Source organism: Akkermansia sp. KLE1798, assembly GCF_001580195.1.
Lineage (GTDB): Bacteria > Verrucomicrobiota > Verrucomicrobiia > Verrucomicrobiales > Akkermansiaceae > Akkermansia > Akkermansia biwaensis.
In genome coordinates this window covers 17,012-34,745 of record NZ_KQ971072.1, presented here as the reverse complement: position 1 = coordinate 34,745, position 17,734 = coordinate 17,012, and the positions used below count along the sequence as shown (strand labels likewise).

Annotated in this window: 19 protein-coding genes; 13 read left to right on the top strand and 6 right to left on the bottom strand. The window is 52.4% G+C overall.

The window, feature by feature from the left end; genetic code table 11:
• The 10 genes from HMPREF3039_RS14025 to HMPREF3039_RS02460 form a co-directional block, all read left to right on the top strand.
• Positions 1-419, top strand: a 419-nt coding sequence (locus tag HMPREF3039_RS14025; RefSeq protein ID WP_197483308.1) for a hypothetical protein, incomplete at its 5' end; no start/stop codon positions are given.
• Positions 412-882: a hypothetical protein gene (locus HMPREF3039_RS13525; protein WP_147549405.1), complete on the top strand. Its 471-nt coding sequence runs from the start codon at positions 412-414 to the stop codon at positions 880-882. The genes HMPREF3039_RS14025 and HMPREF3039_RS13525, both read left to right, overlap by 8 nt.
• Positions 883-961: 79 nt before the next feature.
• Positions 962-1,138, top strand: coding sequence for a hypothetical protein (locus HMPREF3039_RS02490; RefSeq protein ID WP_156469842.1), 177 nt, complete (start codon positions 962-964; stop codon positions 1,136-1,138).
• 57 nt (positions 1,139-1,195) lie between these two features.
• On the top strand, positions 1,196-1,726 hold the full coding sequence (locus tag HMPREF3039_RS02485; protein ID WP_067570421.1) for an N-acetylmuramoyl-L-alanine amidase family protein: 531 nt from the start codon (positions 1,196-1,198) through the stop codon (positions 1,724-1,726).
• Between the two features lie 6 nt (positions 1,727-1,732).
• Positions 1,733-2,959, top strand: coding sequence for a BACON domain-containing protein (locus tag HMPREF3039_RS02480; protein WP_067570423.1), 1,227 nt, complete (start codon positions 1,733-1,735; stop codon positions 2,957-2,959).
• Positions 2,960-2,983: 24 nt separating this feature from the next.
• Positions 2,984-3,280 carry a hypothetical protein gene (locus HMPREF3039_RS02475; protein ID WP_067570425.1) on the top strand — a complete coding sequence of 99 codons (297 nt, stop codon included), beginning with the start codon at positions 2,984-2,986 and terminating at the stop codon, positions 3,278-3,280.
• A gap of 18 nt (positions 3,281-3,298) precedes the next feature.
• Positions 3,299-5,020 carry a coiled-coil domain-containing protein gene (locus HMPREF3039_RS02470; protein WP_067570426.1) on the top strand — a complete coding sequence of 574 codons (1,722 nt, stop codon included), beginning with the start codon at positions 3,299-3,301 and terminating at the stop codon, positions 5,018-5,020.
• Positions 5,021-5,023: 3 nt separating this feature from the next.
• On the top strand, positions 5,024-5,479 hold the full coding sequence (locus HMPREF3039_RS13520) for a DUF4339 domain-containing protein (RefSeq protein WP_147549399.1): 456 nt from the start codon (positions 5,024-5,026) through the stop codon (positions 5,477-5,479).
• Positions 5,480-5,568: 89 nt separating this feature from the next.
• Positions 5,569-7,704: a hypothetical protein gene (locus HMPREF3039_RS02465; RefSeq protein ID WP_067570428.1), complete on the top strand. Its 2,136-nt coding sequence runs from the start codon at positions 5,569-5,571 to the stop codon at positions 7,702-7,704.
• Positions 7,701-8,447 carry a hypothetical protein gene (locus tag HMPREF3039_RS02460; protein WP_067570430.1) on the top strand — a complete coding sequence of 249 codons (747 nt, stop codon included), beginning with the start codon at positions 7,701-7,703 and terminating at the stop codon, positions 8,445-8,447. The genes HMPREF3039_RS02465 and HMPREF3039_RS02460 overlap by 4 nt, the downstream gene beginning before the upstream one ends.
• 571 nt (positions 8,448-9,018) lie before the next feature.
• Here the strand turns inward: HMPREF3039_RS02460 and HMPREF3039_RS02455 are convergent.
• The 6 genes from HMPREF3039_RS02455 to sucC form a co-directional block, all read right to left on the bottom strand.
• Positions 9,019-9,936, bottom strand: coding sequence for a hypothetical protein (locus HMPREF3039_RS02455; RefSeq protein WP_067570750.1), 918 nt, complete (start codon positions 9,934-9,936; stop codon positions 9,019-9,021).
• A 322-nt stretch (positions 9,937-10,258) separates the two neighbouring features.
• Complete coding sequence (locus tag HMPREF3039_RS02450; RefSeq protein WP_067570752.1) at positions 10,259-10,864, bottom strand: NAD(P)H-dependent oxidoreductase; 606 nt, start codon at positions 10,862-10,864, stop codon at positions 10,259-10,261.
• Between the two features lie 203 nt (positions 10,865-11,067).
• A complete protein-coding gene (locus HMPREF3039_RS02445; RefSeq protein WP_147549408.1) occupies positions 11,068-11,943 on the bottom strand; it encodes a hypothetical protein in 876 nt (291 codons plus the stop codon).
• Between the two features lie 6 nt (positions 11,944-11,949).
• Positions 11,950-12,120, bottom strand: a complete 171-nt coding sequence (locus HMPREF3039_RS13515) for a hypothetical protein (RefSeq protein ID WP_231863822.1) — start codon at positions 12,118-12,120, stop codon at positions 11,950-11,952.
• 283 nt (positions 12,121-12,403) lie between these two features.
• On the bottom strand, positions 12,404-13,291 hold the full coding sequence (sucD, locus tag HMPREF3039_RS02435; protein ID WP_067570758.1) for a succinate--CoA ligase subunit alpha: 888 nt from the start codon (positions 13,289-13,291) through the stop codon (positions 12,404-12,406).
• Between the two features lie 21 nt (positions 13,292-13,312).
• On the bottom strand, positions 13,313-14,494 hold the full coding sequence (gene sucC / locus HMPREF3039_RS02430; RefSeq protein WP_067570760.1) for an ADP-forming succinate--CoA ligase subunit beta: 1,182 nt from the start codon (positions 14,492-14,494) through the stop codon (positions 13,313-13,315).
• A 241-nt stretch (positions 14,495-14,735) separates the two neighbouring features.
• On the opposite strand from sucC, the gene hisD reads away from it, so the two are divergent.
• The 3 genes from hisD to HMPREF3039_RS02415 are packed head-to-tail and all read left to right on the top strand — an operon-like array spanning position 14,736 to position 17,593.
• Positions 14,736-15,983 carry a histidinol dehydrogenase gene (hisD, locus tag HMPREF3039_RS02425; protein ID WP_231863821.1) on the top strand — a complete coding sequence of 416 codons (1,248 nt, stop codon included), beginning with the start codon at positions 14,736-14,738 and terminating at the stop codon, positions 15,981-15,983.
• Between the two features lie 28 nt (positions 15,984-16,011).
• The gene (locus HMPREF3039_RS02420) at positions 16,012-16,668 is read left to right on the top strand and encodes a TetR/AcrR family transcriptional regulator (RefSeq protein ID WP_067570762.1); all 657 of its coding nucleotides are present in this window, start codon (positions 16,012-16,014) and stop codon (positions 16,666-16,668) included.
• Positions 16,669-16,693: 25 nt separating this feature from the next.
• A complete protein-coding gene (locus tag HMPREF3039_RS02415; protein WP_067570764.1) occupies positions 16,694-17,593 on the top strand; it encodes a bile acid:sodium symporter family protein in 900 nt (299 codons plus the stop codon).
• Positions 17,594-17,734: the final 141 nt, after the last annotated feature.

Below are 17,734 nucleotides of genomic sequence, written 5' to 3'. Positions count from 1 at the left end.
TGGATAATACCCAAATACAGATACAGTTTCCTTCTCCCGGCGCGTGGGACAAGTTCACGATGACCGCTGTTTTTCCAGATAAGGACGGATACACTCATAGGGACAACTACACCCAAGACGATATCCCCGCCGACCAGGCTCCGGCTATGTCCGCCGTGGTGGCCGCGCTAGTGGGCATGGGAGAGGACTGGCAGGCGTCCCAGGTATGGGCGCATTTGATGACAGCTACCATCTACGGCGAGGATGATCCTTACACCCCCGTCGGGCATCAGGATGAGATTGCGCTGGATGTCGAGGCCATCAATGCTCAGGGAGGACGGCGGATATTCACAGTCCGCGACTATCCGGAATTTGTCATCACAGACCCTGCCGCCGTGGCGTTCTTCAAACATTTTACCAAAACACAAAACAATGACTAACAAAAATCAATGCAATCACATCGAGGCAATAGCCGAGGAAATGTACAATGCTTATGCAGCCGGTAAATCTTGGTATAATGGGCAAGTACAGGTCAAATATGAGGAACTACCAAACGACGAGAAAGCCGGTTGGAATACGTTGACGCAACATGCCCTGCCGATTATGGGCAAGCATGCGCTTGAGGATGTAAAGGACTATCTGACCGGACAAGCTGCTGGTGCGTCCTCCTGGTGGAAAAAGGCCCTGCACTGGGCCGGGGCGGCCATCGCCGGCGCCGTCATTGGCGGTTTGGGAATGTCCCTGTCCGGCTGCGGCCACTCCGTGGACGTTACCCAGGGCAAGACGGTGATTTGTAAGGACGGTTCTTGCTTGGTGCTGGAACCGGGCCACCTGTCCTATTCCCAGGCCCAGCCGGAAACGGATGTGCCGCCCGTCGTACAAGTAATTCCGAGCAAGAAATAAGACCATGTGCAAACTCTCCGAAGTACCGGCACGTTTTTTGGAATTAGCCAAGGCATCTCCAATGATTGCTTGTGTCATTTTGTCTCTGTCCATTTGCGGCGGGGCGTGCTGGTACATCGGTGACGTCATGAGCCACCACAATGACCGGCTTTGCGACCTGATGACCATGCAGACGCAGGCGCAAGTGGAAACCGCCAAGGCCATTCAACTGCTCGCTCTCCGTGTGGAGGACATTGAGCGCAAGCTCGGGAAATAGGCAACTACCGAGCATTCCTCGATACTTCTCATCAATTATAAACCAATACCTGAACAAATGAACATCGCAATCGACATCGGACACGCCCACAATACGGGGGCTCGTGGCAACGGCCTGGAAGAACACGCCGTGGCAACCACCATTGCTGACCATCTTGCCCCCATGCTGCGGGCCCAGGGTCACAAAGTGACAATCATTGATTACCCGGGCAAGTCCAACCGGGAAGACCTCAACGCCACCATCAGGACCGCCAATGCAGGAGGATATGATATAGGCATCAGCATCCATTGTGACAGCTCGGACAATTCAGACGCCCGTGGCGGTCATGTGTGCTTCTATCCCGGCTCTCTAAAAGGGACTCGCTTGGCCGCCTCCATTGCCGGACCGCTGACAAAATTGCTTCCTGGACGTGCCAATGCCATTCAAGCGCGTCCAGGCCTTGCCATCCTCAAGCAGACTCGTCCGGCATGGGTATTGTGTGAGTGCGGATTCATCACCAATTCACACGACGCAGCACTTATGCGTGACAACCCCGGTGCCATTGCACGCGCCATCGCACAGGGAGTGGAGGATTATACCCAGCTGTAAGCCGCCATGATCTACGAGGCTCCATACTCGGCCAGATATGTTTCCAGCGCAGGAAATACGCTGGAATTACTCAATCTTTGGGACCCGACCCCCGAACCTCCCCGCTTCGGCGGAGAGCTGGAAACCTATGAAACATCCCTGGTGGATGGGCCGAGGGCTTTTGCGGCGGGGCTTGGCTCCGCGTTGGAGCATCGCACCTTGGCCTTTTATCGCTGGTTTACAAATTATGAAGACATGGCCAGATACCAGGAAAATCTGGCCGTCTGGCTCGCCTCCAACCAAAGCGGCAACTTGCTGATGCAGTTTGCCGATCAGCCCCAATGGAGCTTTGCGTCCGTCATTACCGGCTACCAATTTGAGACGAAGAATTTTATTCCTCCTCCGGCGCCGGAAGGCGGTTATTTGTGTCTTCTGGTATCGCTGAGCATGACACTCACCGACAGGATGCCGGATATTACAGCCTGGGAATTCTCCGCCTCTCCTGAGTCCGTAGACGTTCCATCGTCTGGAGGTGAATATAAAATCAATATCACCTCTTACTTCAACCCGGGTGAAATTGGGCAGTCATGGACCTTGTCGACATCGGAAGGGCTGAAAACAAGCAAGATCATCAACGGCAACAATGGGTCATTTATGGCGGCCATAGCATCCAATGACACCACGTCGGAAAAAAGCATGTACGCCACCCTCTCTCAGGACGGTACGGGACGCACATCACTGGTTGAATTTATCCAGGCGGCCGGCACTCTCCACGAGGAAGCAGTCGGCTCTCCGGTATTTCTTGAGGGCGACCCGGCAAAGATTGCAGCCTTGGGCGGCCTGAACTGGCAGCAATACCGGCTTCAGTGGGGAGAGCAGATGGATGGAAATCCTCCGCCTTCGGCATCTATTAAGTCTGTCACTGTGGCCCGGGGAAGCGCCAACAACATCAGCACGACCCTTTCCATCTATGTCCTCAATGAGGACGGATCAAGCACGACGTTGCTTGGAACCAGCAATGCCGCGGTTAATGACGCTGCCAATCAACAAGCCACATTCGTATTTCCGGATCCTGTTCAGGTAAAAGAAGAGATGAAGCTTATATTCTCTCCCGGCGCCGTCGTTTACACAAAAGTTGAAACGGGCGTGAAACACGGCGAATGGGCCGGCATGGCTTTTCTTCCCTACCCCCAGCCAATCATCTATCCGGAATATATGCCGGCTATGTCCCTGGACATTGAATATATTGGGTAACAACAGCTTAACATACTAATAACCATGACTGTAAAACAACAATCAAACAATCCTGAAAACGGCCTGGAAGGGATTTCCGCGCAATTCGCAGAAGCCTGCCGTAAGAACCCCCATCTGGAGCAAGCCGCGCGCTCTCTTCAGGCAAGCATCTTTGCCGCTGCCGAAAAAGCCGCGGTCAATCCTCCCACCGCCTTCGGCATCATCTTCCGGGACATAATGCTGCTGGAATACTTCCAGAAGCGGGTGGAAGACGCTCGCGCCAGCCTCACGGCGGGCGAACTGCCTGCCTTCGTTATAGAAGAATCCAAAGACCTACACTAACCACTTACAAACACTACCATGGCAACCAAGAAAGAAATTGAAATCAATCTCAAGTCCACTCTGGACGGGAAGGGTGTGCAAGAAGCCAAGCAGCAAATTGACTCGCTGAACAAATCAACGGAACAGCTCGACAAAGGCAGCCAACAGGCTACCAGAAGCGTCAAGAGAATGGGGCAGGGAATGCTTCAGGTCGCTTACTTCATGGATGACGTGCAGTATGGCATCAAAGGTATTCTCAATAACATCCCGGGACTCGTAATAGGCTTCGGCGGCGGGGCCGGCCTGGCCGGGGCCATCTCCCTTGCTACTCTTGCCGGCGCAAAACTCTATGAGTGGCTTTCCGACAGCGCTGACAAGACGGACGATCTTTCCAAGAAGATGAAGGATCGAAGCAAAGAGATTGCTGATTTTCTTCGTGATGCAGAAAGAGAACGTATTACATTTATTCAAAATGCCAATAAAGAAAATTTATCTAATACGGTTAATCAAGAATATAAAAGATATGTTGAAGGAATAACGCAGGAGTACAAGAAACAAACAGATGAAATAGAATATCAATTAAATTTAAGAAAACGTGAAATAGCAAATCGTGAGAATATAAAAACTGCTGATTTGGATTTGCAAAAAGCTCAAACAGAGTTAGAGTTTGAACAAGGACGTATCACTAAAAGAGAAAGAGATAGACAAAATCTTGAAATAGATCAAGAATTTGAACGAAGAAGAGAAAACGCACAATTATTAATTGCCGAAAACGAATTGAAATCTTTAGATGAAAGACGTTCTGAAGCAGAATATTCATTAGGGCAGATAGGACTTGAATTAAGTAATTTTTTTAATTTAATACGGTCTTTGCCTTCTTTAGAAGAAATGTCTTCTAGTTTAAGAGAAGAAAGCAATACTCGTCGAAGAATGCAAGTTCTTGATAATAAAATGAATAATTTGGAAATAGACCCGGCACAATATAAAAAAGAATATGATATATTATTTAAAGACAACGCTAGGGCTTCATCCAGAATACAAGCAGCACAGTTATCTTTACAAAATGCAGGCGTCGAATTTGCTCCTTCTTATGGGGAAGGGAAAACTGATTTAGATAGAACAAAAGAATATCAAGTCGCTCTTGATTCGCTCACAAAAAAACAATTAGAGTTAGAAAAATCAGCTGCTGATTTATCAGATACTTTAAAATCTTTAGATAAAGAAATTCCATTAAAAGAAACTGACATTCAAAATATTGAAGAAATTAGAGGAATAAGAGAAAAGATTAGATATGTAAGAGTAAATACTTTTGATGAGCGAGAAGATAAGCAGGGAAGAGCTAATCAGTTAAAAGAACAAATAGAAAAAGCTCAAGAAAGAGAACTCAATATTAAGAATAATCTAGAGTCTAACATAAACCAATTAGCAGCTGATGCTGGTAAATCAGCAAACGATCAACAAAAAGCAATGGTGAGAGCTGCTTCAGAAGCAATTCGAAATCAAGTTAAAATAGCTTTATCAGATGGAATAATTGACTCTAGAGAATATGATCAAATTGGAGTGGCTTTCAGGGATGCTTTGAGGCAGCAGGGTATACAAAATCAAACAATCCTAAGAGGACTAACCGGGAATATGAGGGAGGCTCTCTCACTTTTAAATCAACAATCCTCTCAATTAAGGGCACAACAAGATCAGATTCAACAAATGAAACGAGACTTAGCTCAGGCTCAAAATAATGTTAAAGGATTGAGGCGTCGATAGATTTTGATTGATAAAGACATTTATTTGATATATTTAAAAGCTATGAAATATTTTGTAGCAAAAAGTTCAGATATTGAAGGACCTTATTCCCTTCAAGAGCTTGAGACTTTACGTGATCAATTTATAATAGATAGCGATACTCCGATCTGTGCAGAAGGAACTGAAAGATGGTTTCCAGCAGATGATTTATTATTTACGTTAGAATTATTAAGAGAAAATAACAAAGTAACACCTCTAGTTACAAATACAATTTGTTCTAATCATTGTAAAAATCACCCCCATTCTCTTTTGAAAGCAGTATTAATACTATTATGCATATTTTCGATTGGTGGAGGGCTATTTATGGGAGTAAGTTGCATTGCGGGAGGAATTATAGACTTAGGATTTTATTATATTTTTGGGGGTATCATAGCAAGTATTCTTTGGTACACACTATATGTTTTACTTACAAAAAAATAAAGACCGGTAGTATGAGTCAAAAAACATACTAATATTATTAACACCCAAAATCTAGACAACTCAGGAATCATAATATTACCATAGACGATTTGCTGGCCCTCAAGCCGTCGAGCCTTATCCACGACCAACAAAGTTTCTCCGTTTCCACCATTACCGCGATTTATCCTGTCCGGACGCTCGGAGAAACTTTGCCGTATAATCAATTTGACACAGTCTCCATATCTAGGGATGGCGTTGCCATCCTGGTAGGATTAGTGTCCTCCGTCGAAAAAGTGTACAGCGGGCAAGCGCGATCCTGGAAAATTGTTTTCTCAGACCCTTGGTATTACCTGGAAAATTGCTATGCCCTTAAGGGCGGATGGCGGCCTGTCTACAATCTCTATGCCTCCGACAACGTCATCCCCAAAGCCAAAATCAGCGATGCCATTAAAGGGGTATTAGACACGGCCAAGCACCACCCGGCCACGTATGAACTGCGGATCAACGACGACAAATTAATAATCCCCTGGAATGCCTCATGCGATACCATAGGCAGCCTGCTTCAATCTATCCGTCGATGGTCTCCTCGCATGGTCAGCTACTACGACTACAGCGGCAATCAGCCCAAGCTCATTATCACGGACTATGACTCTTTGGAGCCTATATCGATGCCCTTGCAGCCCACGGACACCGTCAAGAGCATTGACGTTTCCCTCTCTCCTCGCGGCGATCTTGTGCCGCCTTGCGTCGCCATTGTCGCAGACACCAGTGGAAGCAGCGGCTACAATGTCTCTTACCTCTCCAGATATCCGGCTGACGGCGATCCTACGCTCCCCCACTCCATTGTTTACCGGGTTGCCTCTGATTTTTATTACTCCAAATACAACTCAGACGGCTCTGCCGCATCCGAGCCCGTTCCTGTGTCATCCACCAGGTCGGGCAGTCTGGCCTACCAGCGAATGAAAATCCGCGGCCGCCAGATCAACCAATCCAGCATGATCACCAGTTTCTGGGAGCGTCACTTCCCGTGGATGCAAGAGCTTGAGGCTGCCAACCAAATAATACCGTATGCGGCGCCGTCTATCACCGGAAAGGCATGGGATGGAGCAAGCGGAGAGGATGAGCCGAAAGGATATGACACATCAGCAACAGGGTTTGAACTGGTCGAAGGTCAAATCCACACCAAGGCCCTCAACCCTAAATGGTGCAAGACTACCATCAAGCAGCGGCTCTGCATCCCGGAATCTGCTCCTGCCCAGTGGAGGGATAAATTCAAAAACATCGGCACCATCGGTACCACCACGGTGTACTGGCAGGAATTTGCCGTTGACCTGGTCACGATGGACCGCGCCTACTCTACTTATCCGATCGATGGCATGTACAACGGCGAGCAGCCCTCCAATGAGGATGATGGCGGCGACGAGCCTGCTGATGGCGTGCCATATGCGGACATTGCCCGGGCCGTATGGGAATCCATGCAAGAACTCCCTTACGATGGGGACATCGCCTTCGCAGCTCGTGGCGGCGCTCAAAACTGGCAGTATATGGGACGGCGCGTATCGCTGACCGGAGGAAACCCTGAATGGGAAAACATCAACACGCTTGTCCAGACTGTCAGCCATGATTTACAGACAGACGTTATTACTCTTGCCTATGGGGCAGCAAACCAACTTGGAGTCGAAGATTTATTGGAACTAAATCAAGTAAATGCTATATCTCGGCAATCTTCCTCTTTAGAAAACATGCAGGGCGCGCCCGAACCCGGCGACCTGACGTACGACCCCAAGCCAGAATCCCCGACCATCAGTCAGCAAATAACCGCATCCACCGGATCTTCCGAGCCGGCTCCTGAATACGGATTCCAAATACGTCTTGAAAAGGACACCAGTGGAGCTGTCACCGGTGCGAGTATCAAACCCGGCGCCATCTACCTCAACGGCTCGTTCCTGGGAATGTATCCGGCCGGCGCCGGATCCGGATCGTCCTGGGTGAAAATCCCGGTCACGGCGGGGGAAGTATGGCTGAACCTCCACTTTGACCAAGACGCGAAACTGGACACCTGGGATATTTCCGGCATTCCCGGGCCGGTATATCCAATTTTCCTCAATACTGAAAAACCCAACGTCGCGTTTGACTACGCCTTCCATGTAGCCGACATCGATGGAGACAAGGTAACGCAATATGCCCTCGGCATGATCCAGGTGCCCGTGTTCGGCGGAACCTTCTATCCCTACGGCCCGTCATGATCAGAATCTATCTATTTACCTATGGTGGAGATGCGGACGAAGCTATTGCATGCGTTCGGTGCGCCAAGGCGGCCATCCCTGAATCCGTGATTACCGTTGTGGACGATGAAGCCGTCCCGGCGCCCCCGGAGGCCAGGAGGGCTCTTGTAGCGTATGGGGCGCGGTATCGTCAAAGCATTTTTGAGCGCAACGGCAACCTCAACGGCCCCGAATGCGTCAGGGGTATTATTTCCACGCTGGCCAGAGATGCGGCGGACGACGACATCGTTGTCAAAATTGACTCCGACACGGCGCTGCTCAATGGAGCGTGGATCAGGGACATGGCTGGTTCCGGTATTCACTGGTGCGCATCGGGCGCAGATAGCCGGCAATTCTACGGCCTGTGTTATGCCATGACCGGACTGGCCGCCAAACGAGCCGCAGCAGTGCTGATGCAGGCAGAACTCCCCCCCAACGCACCGGAGGATCTTACCATCGGACGCACGGTCATTGACCTGTTCGGTGTGGGTAAAGGGAAAATCATCCCCCCATGGACACCGCAAAACAGGGCAGGGCGCTGGTCGGCCTGGAACTGGTTCAGTGTTGCGGTCACTCCAGAAAAATATGCTGGGTTTGACGTTGTGACCGTGGGTAGCCCCCGGCCTCCCCATATCTCAAAAGCAGACCGGGCCCGCGTCATGAATGCGTTGTTCCGTTATCGGTTTGGCTCCGCAGTAGAAGAAAGGAACTGTACAAAAAGCTGAACATTATATCCATAAATATATTTATAATCAATAACTATAATCCCTCCCGCTCCGCCAGCATTTCAGTATGTTGGTGCATGTTTAGCCCTGAAACATCAGGGCTTTTTCATTTCTTGGAATATTCTTGCCGCTGAAAAGCAGGGATAATTTATTATGTCCGGTTCAGGGATGCTCAGATAATGGAAAGGATAGTGAAGATGAGGCCGGAAGATAGCATCCTCTTGATTGTACCAGGAATATATCCTTCTGCTGCAGGAAGGACCATACCTTTGTCGGCCCTAAGAAGCGTCATACTCAACAACGCCGGAAATGGAGGATACTGGGTATGGACTGCCCAAGAGCCGGATTGATGAAAAGGTAAAAAGGAAGACCGGAAAAGCTTGCACAACCGTGCTGGCCAATCTGCCTGCCCTGGATTGAGGGGTTCAAACTTATTCCGGAATATCTGGGGAAAAAGGTCCCAAAAGCTTCTTACATTCTATCGGGTTGTTGAAGAATGAAGAGCTCCGTCCATGGAATATGCCATGGACGGAGCTGATGAAGTGAACCGGGAGATGGAAAGTGCCCCTCTCTATTTATTGGCGTTTTTGTAAAAAAGGTTGCCGTAATATTGGGGGATGAGCCAGTCCTTGCCCCAGGATGTCTGTTTAAGCTGTTCTATGTCTTCGGGAATGAGGTCGTCAGCCGTCAGTTCGTTTTTATTATCTACGTTGCAGTTGTAGGGTTCGCAGCCCCATTCCTTGCGGATGTAGTCGGAAAATTCCTCTATGCGGATAACCGTGTCAATCCGGTGGGTGAAGAGGAAATGGTTATATTGCGACTGAAGATGAACTTCAAATGGATCCGGGTAGTTCCGGTCGTTGAGCTTGATGAGCAGGAGTATTGTTTCAATAAAACAGCGCTTGTCCTTGCAGGCTGCCGTGTAAGGAAGGAGCAGATTTGCGGCGATGCACCAGGCATAATTGCAGAGGTTGACGAAGCGGTCTACAGGGTTGCGGTAGGTGATGATGTGACGGTAGCTTCCCAGTTTTTCCGCATTGTAGCTCGCATGTCCCCTGACCTGGGAACAGGCGTAACCGTCCCTCCATATCGGGTTTTGGGCTCCGGTTTCGCGTATCGTGTATCCGTTGTGTTCGTGCAGCGCGGTTCCGAGCAGAGTGGAACAGGCATTTTTGGCGACCAGATAGCCTACAGTCTTATGCTCATGAGAGACAATGAAGCGTGTGCCTTCCCTTGCATGGGGGTCAGTGCACAGAAAATGCAGTCCTCTCCGGGAGTTGAGCAGAATCCATTCGTCTGTGGCGGGGTTGCGGTGCAGGTATTCCAGAGAACGGTATTTGGGCCACCACAAGGTCATGGCAGTTTCCGATCTGGAGAGAATCTGGGCCTGGTCCGGGCAGGAGTCCGTGCGAGTGAGCCTGTCGCCTTGAATTTCACAATCAGCCTGGAAGTGGTAGGCAACGACGCGAATGATTTGGTTGTTAGACATGCTTTAGTTTTACAGGATGTTTGTGAGGCATGTAACAGGAAACGGAGCAGGGAAAAGAGTGCCACTTCCCTGGCATGTGGGGTTATTGCCAGTCGGTATCTCTGCGTGTACTTTTTTCCAAAGCTTATGGAAACCATTTGTCCGGAAGGTATTTCCGAGGGAATGTTTCCTGGCGGGAGAATATGAAAAACAGTTCGTTTGCGATTACTTGAAAGGAAAGATCATTCTGCGCTGTCCCATTTGCGGCAGAGAATTGGTCCGCGGTTTAACCCGGTTCCTCACGTTTTCCCAATTCCTGTGAAAGCAATTTTTTGTTTGGGAGTCATTCTCTTTTCTCTGCGGGAAAATAGTCGGCTACGGTTTCCCGTACTTCTTTCAGCCATTCGCGGCGGTCGCCGGGCGTGCTGTCTGCGATGATGCGGAACATTTTTCTTTCAAAGGCGGTTACGCCGCAGAAAGCAAAGATGCAGTCTTTCCAGATGCGCTGGAGGGGATCGCCGAAGACGGATTGTTCGCGCTCCTCCGGGGTATTGGAGGTATTGAAAACCAAGGCCGCTTTTGCTTTCAGAAGGCCGATGGGAAGACCGCTCCCGTTGTCTCCCTTGGCAAAGGTGTAGGCCACTTCCTCTCTCAGAACGCGGTCCACCCACCCTTTCATGATGGCGGGAGGCTGCCCCCACCAGTTGGGATGGATGATGACGATGCCGTCCGCCTGCCTGATTTCCCGCTGGTGGAGAGCCGTCAAAGAGTCTTCGGGCACGTCGCTGACCAGTTCCGTTTCAGGAAGGACGGGATTGAATTGTTCCCGGTAGAGGTCGTGAAAACTGACGGTATGGCCGTGTTCCTTCAGGGTTTCCACGGCTGCCGCGGCCATGGCCGCATTAAAACTCTCCTTGTAGGGGTGTCCCAGAATAACGGATATGTTCATGTCGGTGATGAGGTTGTTGACCGGCCGCCTGTGGAGAGACGGCTTTCCGGCTGCCTTGTCCCCAGGTTAACTCCGAATAAAGGGCAAGTCAAACCGGGGAGAGGAACGGAAAAAATGGCCCCGTTTTATTGCATGGAAACTTGCCGGATGAAATAATCTTTTTAGAAGGAACTTATTTCTTTTTCCTGAGAGGCCTGTCATGGTCAGAACGGTGTTTTCCCTTTATAAAGAAAATCAGTTTTGCTGTTTCTGCCAACTGTACGGTCAATGAGATCGGGAATGTCTTCCTTTGAATATCCTGCCTTGAGAAGGAATTCCTCCATGTTGGCATAGTTGCCTGGAAATACAGAGACAAGGATTTCCATGAAAGTTTTTTCAAGCTCCTTGACTTCGTCTTCGAAGACCTGATTTCTTGTGTTGATAAAAGACTCTCCTGTTGCAACCTCGTTCATGAGCTTCCGAAGGTCTTCCATTTTAAGATGGCGGAGTTTTTTTACTTGTTCTTCAGCAGATCGATGAGCAAGGCCTCGTTGTTGAGGTTCGTCTTCGGCAATCCGGAAGGGATTGGTCTCGTGCGCACTTTTGAATTGCCTCAATATATGGGCATAATAAGAGAGCAGGAGGCGTGTAATGATCCGCTTCTTTTCAGGCTCCCTGATTTTATGGGTTTTTCTAACCAGCCTGATGTATTTTTCCATGAAAAGGCAAACCTTGGATTTTTGGTTAATATCAGACATGTCGTCAATGTTTATTTCCAGCTCGGTTTGCTTGTATGTGTTGAAGGAAAAGGCGGGTGCCGAAGCTACGAGATAGCAATGCCATATTTTCTCCCCCAACTCGGTATCAACATTGTCCCGTGTCGTTACCTTGAAGGCATGTGTATTCTTTTCAGCCTTTTCATAAAATGATTTGAACTGCTTGTTCCGCAGGAAGGAGGAAAGTTCCCGGATGGCGGGAGAGGTCTGTTGGTATGGGGCAATGCAGGCGGGACTCTCCAGCATGGGGTGGAAGTCGGCAGCACTGGCCGCCCCCATAGAGAGACAGACGACACATGTGCATAAAGGCGGCAACATGTTCATGGGGGTTCAACCTTTATTGCTGTTTTTTTTAAAGGCCGTGCCAGATTTTTCTGCGATGGTTTTCGTCGTAAGTTTGTCAATGGCCTCAATATAAGCTTGCCATTTTGCTTCCCTGAAAAATAGCATTTTCTTTTTCATTTCCAGGCCTGACATTCTCTGAATGAACAGGGAAATCACATTTTCCCCTCTGTCAATAGGATGTTGGCACTGAATCAGATTCCCAGAGAATAAAACCAAAACCGTAGGAATAGGGAAGAAGAGTCCGCAAACATGCAGTCTTAAAAGATGGAGTCATGGAGGGCCTGAGGCGAGGTATATTGGAAATGAAAGGACCTTATATGAAATTGATCGTCCTGGTAAATCCGTGGGAGAGCATGGAATGCCAGGAATTTTGTTTACCTATAAAAAAGCGCCTCCTATTGCGGGAGGCGCTTGAAAACAGGTGGATGAAAACAGCCAGTTACATACCCTTGTTCTTCATGGCTTCCGCCAGGGCTGCACCCATCTGGGCCGGGGTCTTGGCGACCACGATGCCCGCTTCGCGCAGGGCTTCCTGCTTGGCGGCGGCGGTGCCTTTGCCTCCGGCCACGATGGCGCCCGCGTGGCCCATGCGGCGTCCCTTGGGAGCCGTGGCTCCGGCGATGAACGCGGCTACGGGCTTCTTGCAGTTGTTCTTGATCCATTCGGCGGCTTCCTCTTCCTCGGAACCGCCGATTTCACCGATCATGATGAAGGCGTCCGTGTTGGGGTCTTCCGTGAAGAATTGAACGGCCTGCTGCTGGGTCATGCCGTGGACGGGGTCGCCGCCGATGCCGATGCACATGCTCTGGCCCAGTCCCATGTTGGTGACCTGCCAGACGGCTTCATAGGTGAGCGTGCCGGAACGGGAGACGATGCCGATTCTGCCGGGCTTGAAGATGTAGGCCGGCATGATGCCGATCTTGCAGCTGGCGGAGGGGTTGACGATGCCGGGGCAGTTCGGGCCGATGAGGGTTACGTCCTTGTCTTTCAGGAATACTTTCACTTTCTGCATGTCCTGCACCGGGATGCCTTCCGTGATGCAGACGATGAGCTTGACGCCCGCGTCCGCGGCTTCCATGATGGCGTCGGCCGCGAAGGGCGGCGGGACGAAGATCATGGAGGCGTTGCAGTCCGTGGCCTTTTTGGCTTCCGCCACGGTGTCGAATACGGGGACCTTGCCTTCAAAGAGCTGGCCGCCCTTGCCGGGGGTCACGCCGGCAACCACGTTGGTGCCGAAGTCCATGCAGTTTTTGGCATGGAATGCGCCGGCGCTGCCGGTGATGCCTTGCACGACGAGACGGGTGTTTTTGTCAATGAGAGATGTCATTGTCGTAATAAATGGTGAGGGTTATTTGACGGCCGCAACCGCCTTCTGGGCGGCTTCGTCCAGGTTGTCGGCAGGGATGATGGCGATGCCGCTGTCGGCAAGGATTTTCTTGCCGATTTCCACGTTGGTGCCTTCCAGGCGGACGACGAGCGGGATTTTCATGTCGATGTTTTTCGCAGCGGCCACGATGCCTTGGGCAATGACGTCGCAGCGCATGATGCCGCCGAAAATGTTGACGAGAAGGGCCTTCACGTTCTTGTCGCTGGTGAGGATGCGGAACGCGTTGGTCACCATTTCCTCCGTGGCGGAACCGCCCACGTCCAGGAAGTTGGCGGGATCTCCGCCGTAGTATTTGATGATGTCCATCGTGGCCATGGCTAGTCCGGCGCCGTTCACCATGCAGCCGATGTTGCCGTCCAGCCCGATGTAGTTCAGGTCGTACTTGCCGGCTTCCACTTCGCGGGGGTCTTCTTCCGTTTCATCCCGCATTTCCATGATTTCCGGATGGCGGTACAGGGCGTTGTCGTCAAAGTTGAATTTGGCGTCCAGGGCGCATACGCGGTCATCCGTGGTGACGACGAGGGGGTTGATTTCCACCAGGGAGCAGTCCAGGGCGGTGAAGAGCTTGTAAACGTTGGTGATGAGCTTGGTCGCCTGGCGGAGCAGGGGGCCGGTGAGGCCCAGGGCCACGGCGATCTTGAGGGCCTGGAAGGGCAGGATGCCCAGGGCCGGGTCAATGTGTTCGCGGATGATGGCTTCCGGACGGGTGGCCGCCACTTCTTCAATGTCCATGCCGCCTTCCGTGCTGGCGACGATGACGGGGCATTCCCGGGCGCGGTCCTGCAGGATGGCGAAGTAGCATTCCTTTTTAAGGTCCACGGCTTCCGCCACCATGATCTTGCTGACCAGCTTGCCGGCTTCCCCGGTCTGCTTGGTGACCAGTACCTGGTTGAGCATTTTGCCGGCTACGTCTTCCACTTCCTCCACGGAATTGACGACGTGCACGCCGCCCTGGAACCCGTTTTTGAATGTGCCTTTGCCGCGTCCTCCGGCATGTACCTGTGCCTTAACTACGTATTGGGAAACGCCCATGTCGCGGGCTATTTGTGCGGCTTCCTGGGCGGTGGTGGCGGCAATGCCCTTGGGAGTTGCCACGCCAAAGCGCTCAAAGAGTTGTTTTGCTTGATATTCGTGAATATTCATGACAGTGGGCCGTTCGGCCAAATGTTTGCGGAAGAAAGGCTAGGACTATTTCCCGTGCCGGTCAAGGGATAATGGTTTGGTCTTTTTATTTTTTTCCGTTGCCGTTGTGGAAGTCGAAGAGGACAGAAGGCTTGACTGTCTGCATAAAGATTGGGAAACTTCCCTCCCATTTTCCGTATGTTGCTATTTTATGAAAATTTATCGACCTGCCGACAGTTGTTTTAAAGAGATGAAAGGCCGGATGAACCGCCGGGCCCTTCCCGAGAATTCCGTAAGAGATACCGTTAATTCCATTATTCAGGACGTTGCCGTCCGCGGAGACGCCGCCCTGTTTGATTATGCCGCCAGGTTTGACAAGGTCAGCCTGGACAGCGGTTCCCTGTTTGTCACCGCGGAGGAACTGGCGGAGGCGGAAGCCGCCGTGGAGGAATCCGTGAAGGAGGCCATTGCCGCTTCTCTGGCGAACATCCATTATTTTTCAGACCGCAGCCGCAGGCAGGACTGGTCCGGAGTGAACGCCCAGGGCGTGGAGGTTGCGGAACGCTTCCTTCCCTATGACCGCGTGGGCATTTACATTCCCGGGGGCAAGGCTCCCCTCGTGTCCACCTCCATCATGACGGGCGGCTTTGCCCAGGCCGCCGGCGTGCGGGAAATCGTGGCCGCCACGCCGTGCGGGCCGGACGGGCGGGTGAACCCCGCTCTTTTATATGCGCTGAAGGCTTCCGGCGCCACGGAGATTATCAAGATAGGCGGCGCCCAGGCGATCGCCGCGCTGGCGCTGGGTACGGAGAGCATGAAGCCCGTGGAAAAGATTTTCGGCCCCGGCAACCGGTTTGTAGTAGAGGCCAAGCGCCAGCTGGTGGGCGCCGTAGCCATCGATCTTCTTCCCGGGCCGAGCGAAGTGATGGTGCTGGCGGATGAGACGGCGGACGCCGAGTTTCTGGCCGCCGACCTGCTGGCCCAGGGCGAGCACGGGCCGGACAGCGTCGTGGTATTTGTGACCACCTCGGAAGAGCTGCTGGAACGGGTGGAGGCGGAAGTGGAACGCCAGGCGGCCCTGCTGAGCCGGGGCGCCATCATCCGGGAGGTGCTGGACAAGCACGCGTACGGTTTTCTGGTCTCCTCCATTCAGGAGGGAGTGGACCTGGTGAATGCATTTGCTCCGGAACACCTGGTCCTGGTGACGGAGGATGAAGATTCCGTGCTGGCGGCCATCCGGACGGCCGGAGCCATTTATGCGGGTGCCCTGTCCACGGTGGCCTGCGGGGATTTTCTGGCGGGCCCCAGCCATACGCTGCCCACGGGCGGCGCAGGCAAGTCGTTCTCCGGCCTTCGGGCGGACCAGTTCCAGCGGCGCACGAGCGTGGTCCGCATGAACGGGGACGCCGTTCTGAAATCGGCGCCGTACGTGGCGGAATTCGCCCGCGTAGAGGGGTTGGATGCCCACAACCATTCCCTCCAGGTGCGCGCCTCCCGCGTGAACCGGTAACAGTAACCCAGATAACATACGTCCCATTATGAAACAACAGCAAGGGACCAGGGAACGGCTGCTGGAAGCCGCTGAAAACCTGTTTGCCGAATACGGCTATACGGAAACGTCGCTGCGCATGATTTCCCAGGCGGCCGACGTCAATATAGCTTCTGCCAACTACCACTTCGGCGGCAAGGAAGGCCTGTGGAAGGCGGTCATGATGAAGTACGCGCCGATGGCACGGGATTTCCGGATGGCCCGGGTGGCGGAAGCCATGGAGCGGGACGGCTCCATTGAAGCCCTGGCCCACGCATACGTGTATCCCTCCTTTTACGGACTCCTGAACACGGGGGATCTGACCCTGGAAGAACTGAACACGTTCCCCCATTATTTGCGCCTGATGGGCATCTGCCATGTGCAGACGCCTGAAATTGCCGTGGAATACATCAAGGAAGTATATTCCCCCATCCGGCGGCAGCTTCATGACAGCATCCGCAAGATGTTTCCGGGCGCTTCCTCGTACCAGATTTTCTGGACGGTGCTCGCCATTGAAAGCATCATGATCGGGCTTCTGACGCGTTTGCGGATGATCATGGAACTGATGGAGGTCAACAGGATTCCGAAGGGAAGTGTGAAAGACCTGTTTGAATTGATCGTCCGTCAGGTAGAATCCCTGATCCGCATGTGCGGAAAGACCATGTAGGCATTTTATCTTTCCGGAGCGAAGCATGTTCAAGTCCCTCATCCGTACGTTTGCCATCGTGGTCGCGTTCGTTGCGGGCTACATGATGCCCTGGCTCCACGTGTACGGCTGGACGTTCAAATGGATGCTCATCGGCATGCTGTTTGTGACTTTTCTGGGGATCCGTTTCAAGCGGATGAAGCCGGAACGGCCGCACTGGCTGCTGGTGGGGGCCAATTTGCTGATCGCCCTGGCTGCCTGGGGCCTGTGCCGCGCGTCCTTTGGGGCCGGCTACCTGGCGGAGGCGGCGTTCTTCGTGGGCGTCATGCCCACGGCCACCGCGGCGCCGGTGGTGATGGGGCTGCTGGGCGGCAGCGTGGAGTTCATGCTGACCGCCCTCCTTCTGACCAACGGGATCATTTGCTTCCTGCTTCCCTTCATTCTGCCCATGGTGGTGGGCCGGGGCGGCTTTGAGATTTATCTCAGCGTGGCCCAGAACATAGCCCTGGTGATGCTCCTGCCTCTGGTTCTGGCCCTGGCCGCACGCCGCTTTTATCCCCGCGCCATCGCGTGGCCCCGGAAGCTGAAGGACGTTACCTTCGGCGTCTGGGTGGTGATTCTGGTGCTGATTGCGGCCAACGCCTCCTATGATATTTCCTCCCGGGACGGCATTTCGGAACGCGTGCTGGAGCAGATAGGCGCCCTTTCCCTGCTGATTTGCGCCCTGAACTTCGGCCTGGGCCATCTGCTGGGCGGCAAGGCGCGCTCCGCGGAATGCAGCCAGGCCCTGGGACAGAAAAACACTACGCTTTCCATCTACCTGGCGCTGACATATTCCAATCCCATTGCCGCGCTGGGGCCCACGTTTTATGTGCTGTGGCATAATTTGTGGAATGCGTGGCAGCTTTACCGTGCGTCCGAACACAGGCGCCGGAACGGAAATTAGGCGGTTCCGTCTTTGATCGTGTCCCGCGGGCCCCCTTTTTCCGGGAAATGATGGGTTGACGGCGGCTTGAGCGGAGTGCTGCCTCCCGCCTTCCAACTGCGTTGCGGCGCGCGCGGCATTCAAAAGGCTTGAATTCCGGGG

Bases quoted from the DNA above. Each gene is read 5' to 3' on its own strand.
- sucD (WP_067570758.1), bottom strand. From the start codon at position 13,291: ATGACATCTCTCATTGACAAAAACACCCGTCTCGTCGTGCAAGGCATC.
- HMPREF3039_RS02450 (WP_067570752.1), bottom strand. From the start codon at position 10,864: ATGAACATATCCGTTATTCTGGGACACCCCTACAAGGAGAGTTTTAAT.
- HMPREF3039_RS02415 (WP_067570764.1), top strand. From the start codon at position 16,694: ATGTTCAAGTCCCTCATCCGTACGTTTGCCATCGTGGTCGCGTTCGTT.
- HMPREF3039_RS02480 (WP_067570423.1), top strand. From the start codon at position 1,733: ATGATCTACGAGGCTCCATACTCGGCCAGATATGTTTCCAGCGCAGGA.
- HMPREF3039_RS02485 (WP_067570421.1), top strand. From the start codon at position 1,196: ATGAACATCGCAATCGACATCGGACACGCCCACAATACGGGGGCTCGT.
- HMPREF3039_RS02460 (WP_067570430.1), top strand. From the start codon at position 7,701: ATGATCAGAATCTATCTATTTACCTATGGTGGAGATGCGGACGAAGCT.
- HMPREF3039_RS02470 (WP_067570426.1), top strand. From the start codon at position 3,299: ATGGCAACCAAGAAAGAAATTGAAATCAATCTCAAGTCCACTCTGGAC.
- HMPREF3039_RS02445 (WP_147549408.1), bottom strand. From the start codon at position 11,943: ATGAACATGTTGCCGCCTTTATGCACATGTGTCGTCTGTCTCTCTATG.
- sucC (WP_067570760.1), bottom strand. From the start codon at position 14,494: ATGAATATTCACGAATATCAAGCAAAACAACTCTTTGAGCGCTTTGGC.
- hisD (WP_231863821.1), top strand. From the start codon at position 14,736: ATGAACCGCCGGGCCCTTCCCGAGAATTCCGTAAGAGATACCGTTAAT.
- HMPREF3039_RS02475 (WP_067570425.1), top strand. From the start codon at position 2,984: ATGACTGTAAAACAACAATCAAACAATCCTGAAAACGGCCTGGAAGGG.
- HMPREF3039_RS02420 (WP_067570762.1), top strand. From the start codon at position 16,012: ATGAAACAACAGCAAGGGACCAGGGAACGGCTGCTGGAAGCCGCTGAA.
- HMPREF3039_RS02455 (WP_067570750.1), bottom strand. From the start codon at position 9,936: ATGTCTAACAACCAAATCATTCGCGTCGTTGCCTACCACTTCCAGGCT.
- HMPREF3039_RS13525 (WP_147549405.1), top strand. From the start codon at position 412: ATGACTAACAAAAATCAATGCAATCACATCGAGGCAATAGCCGAGGAA.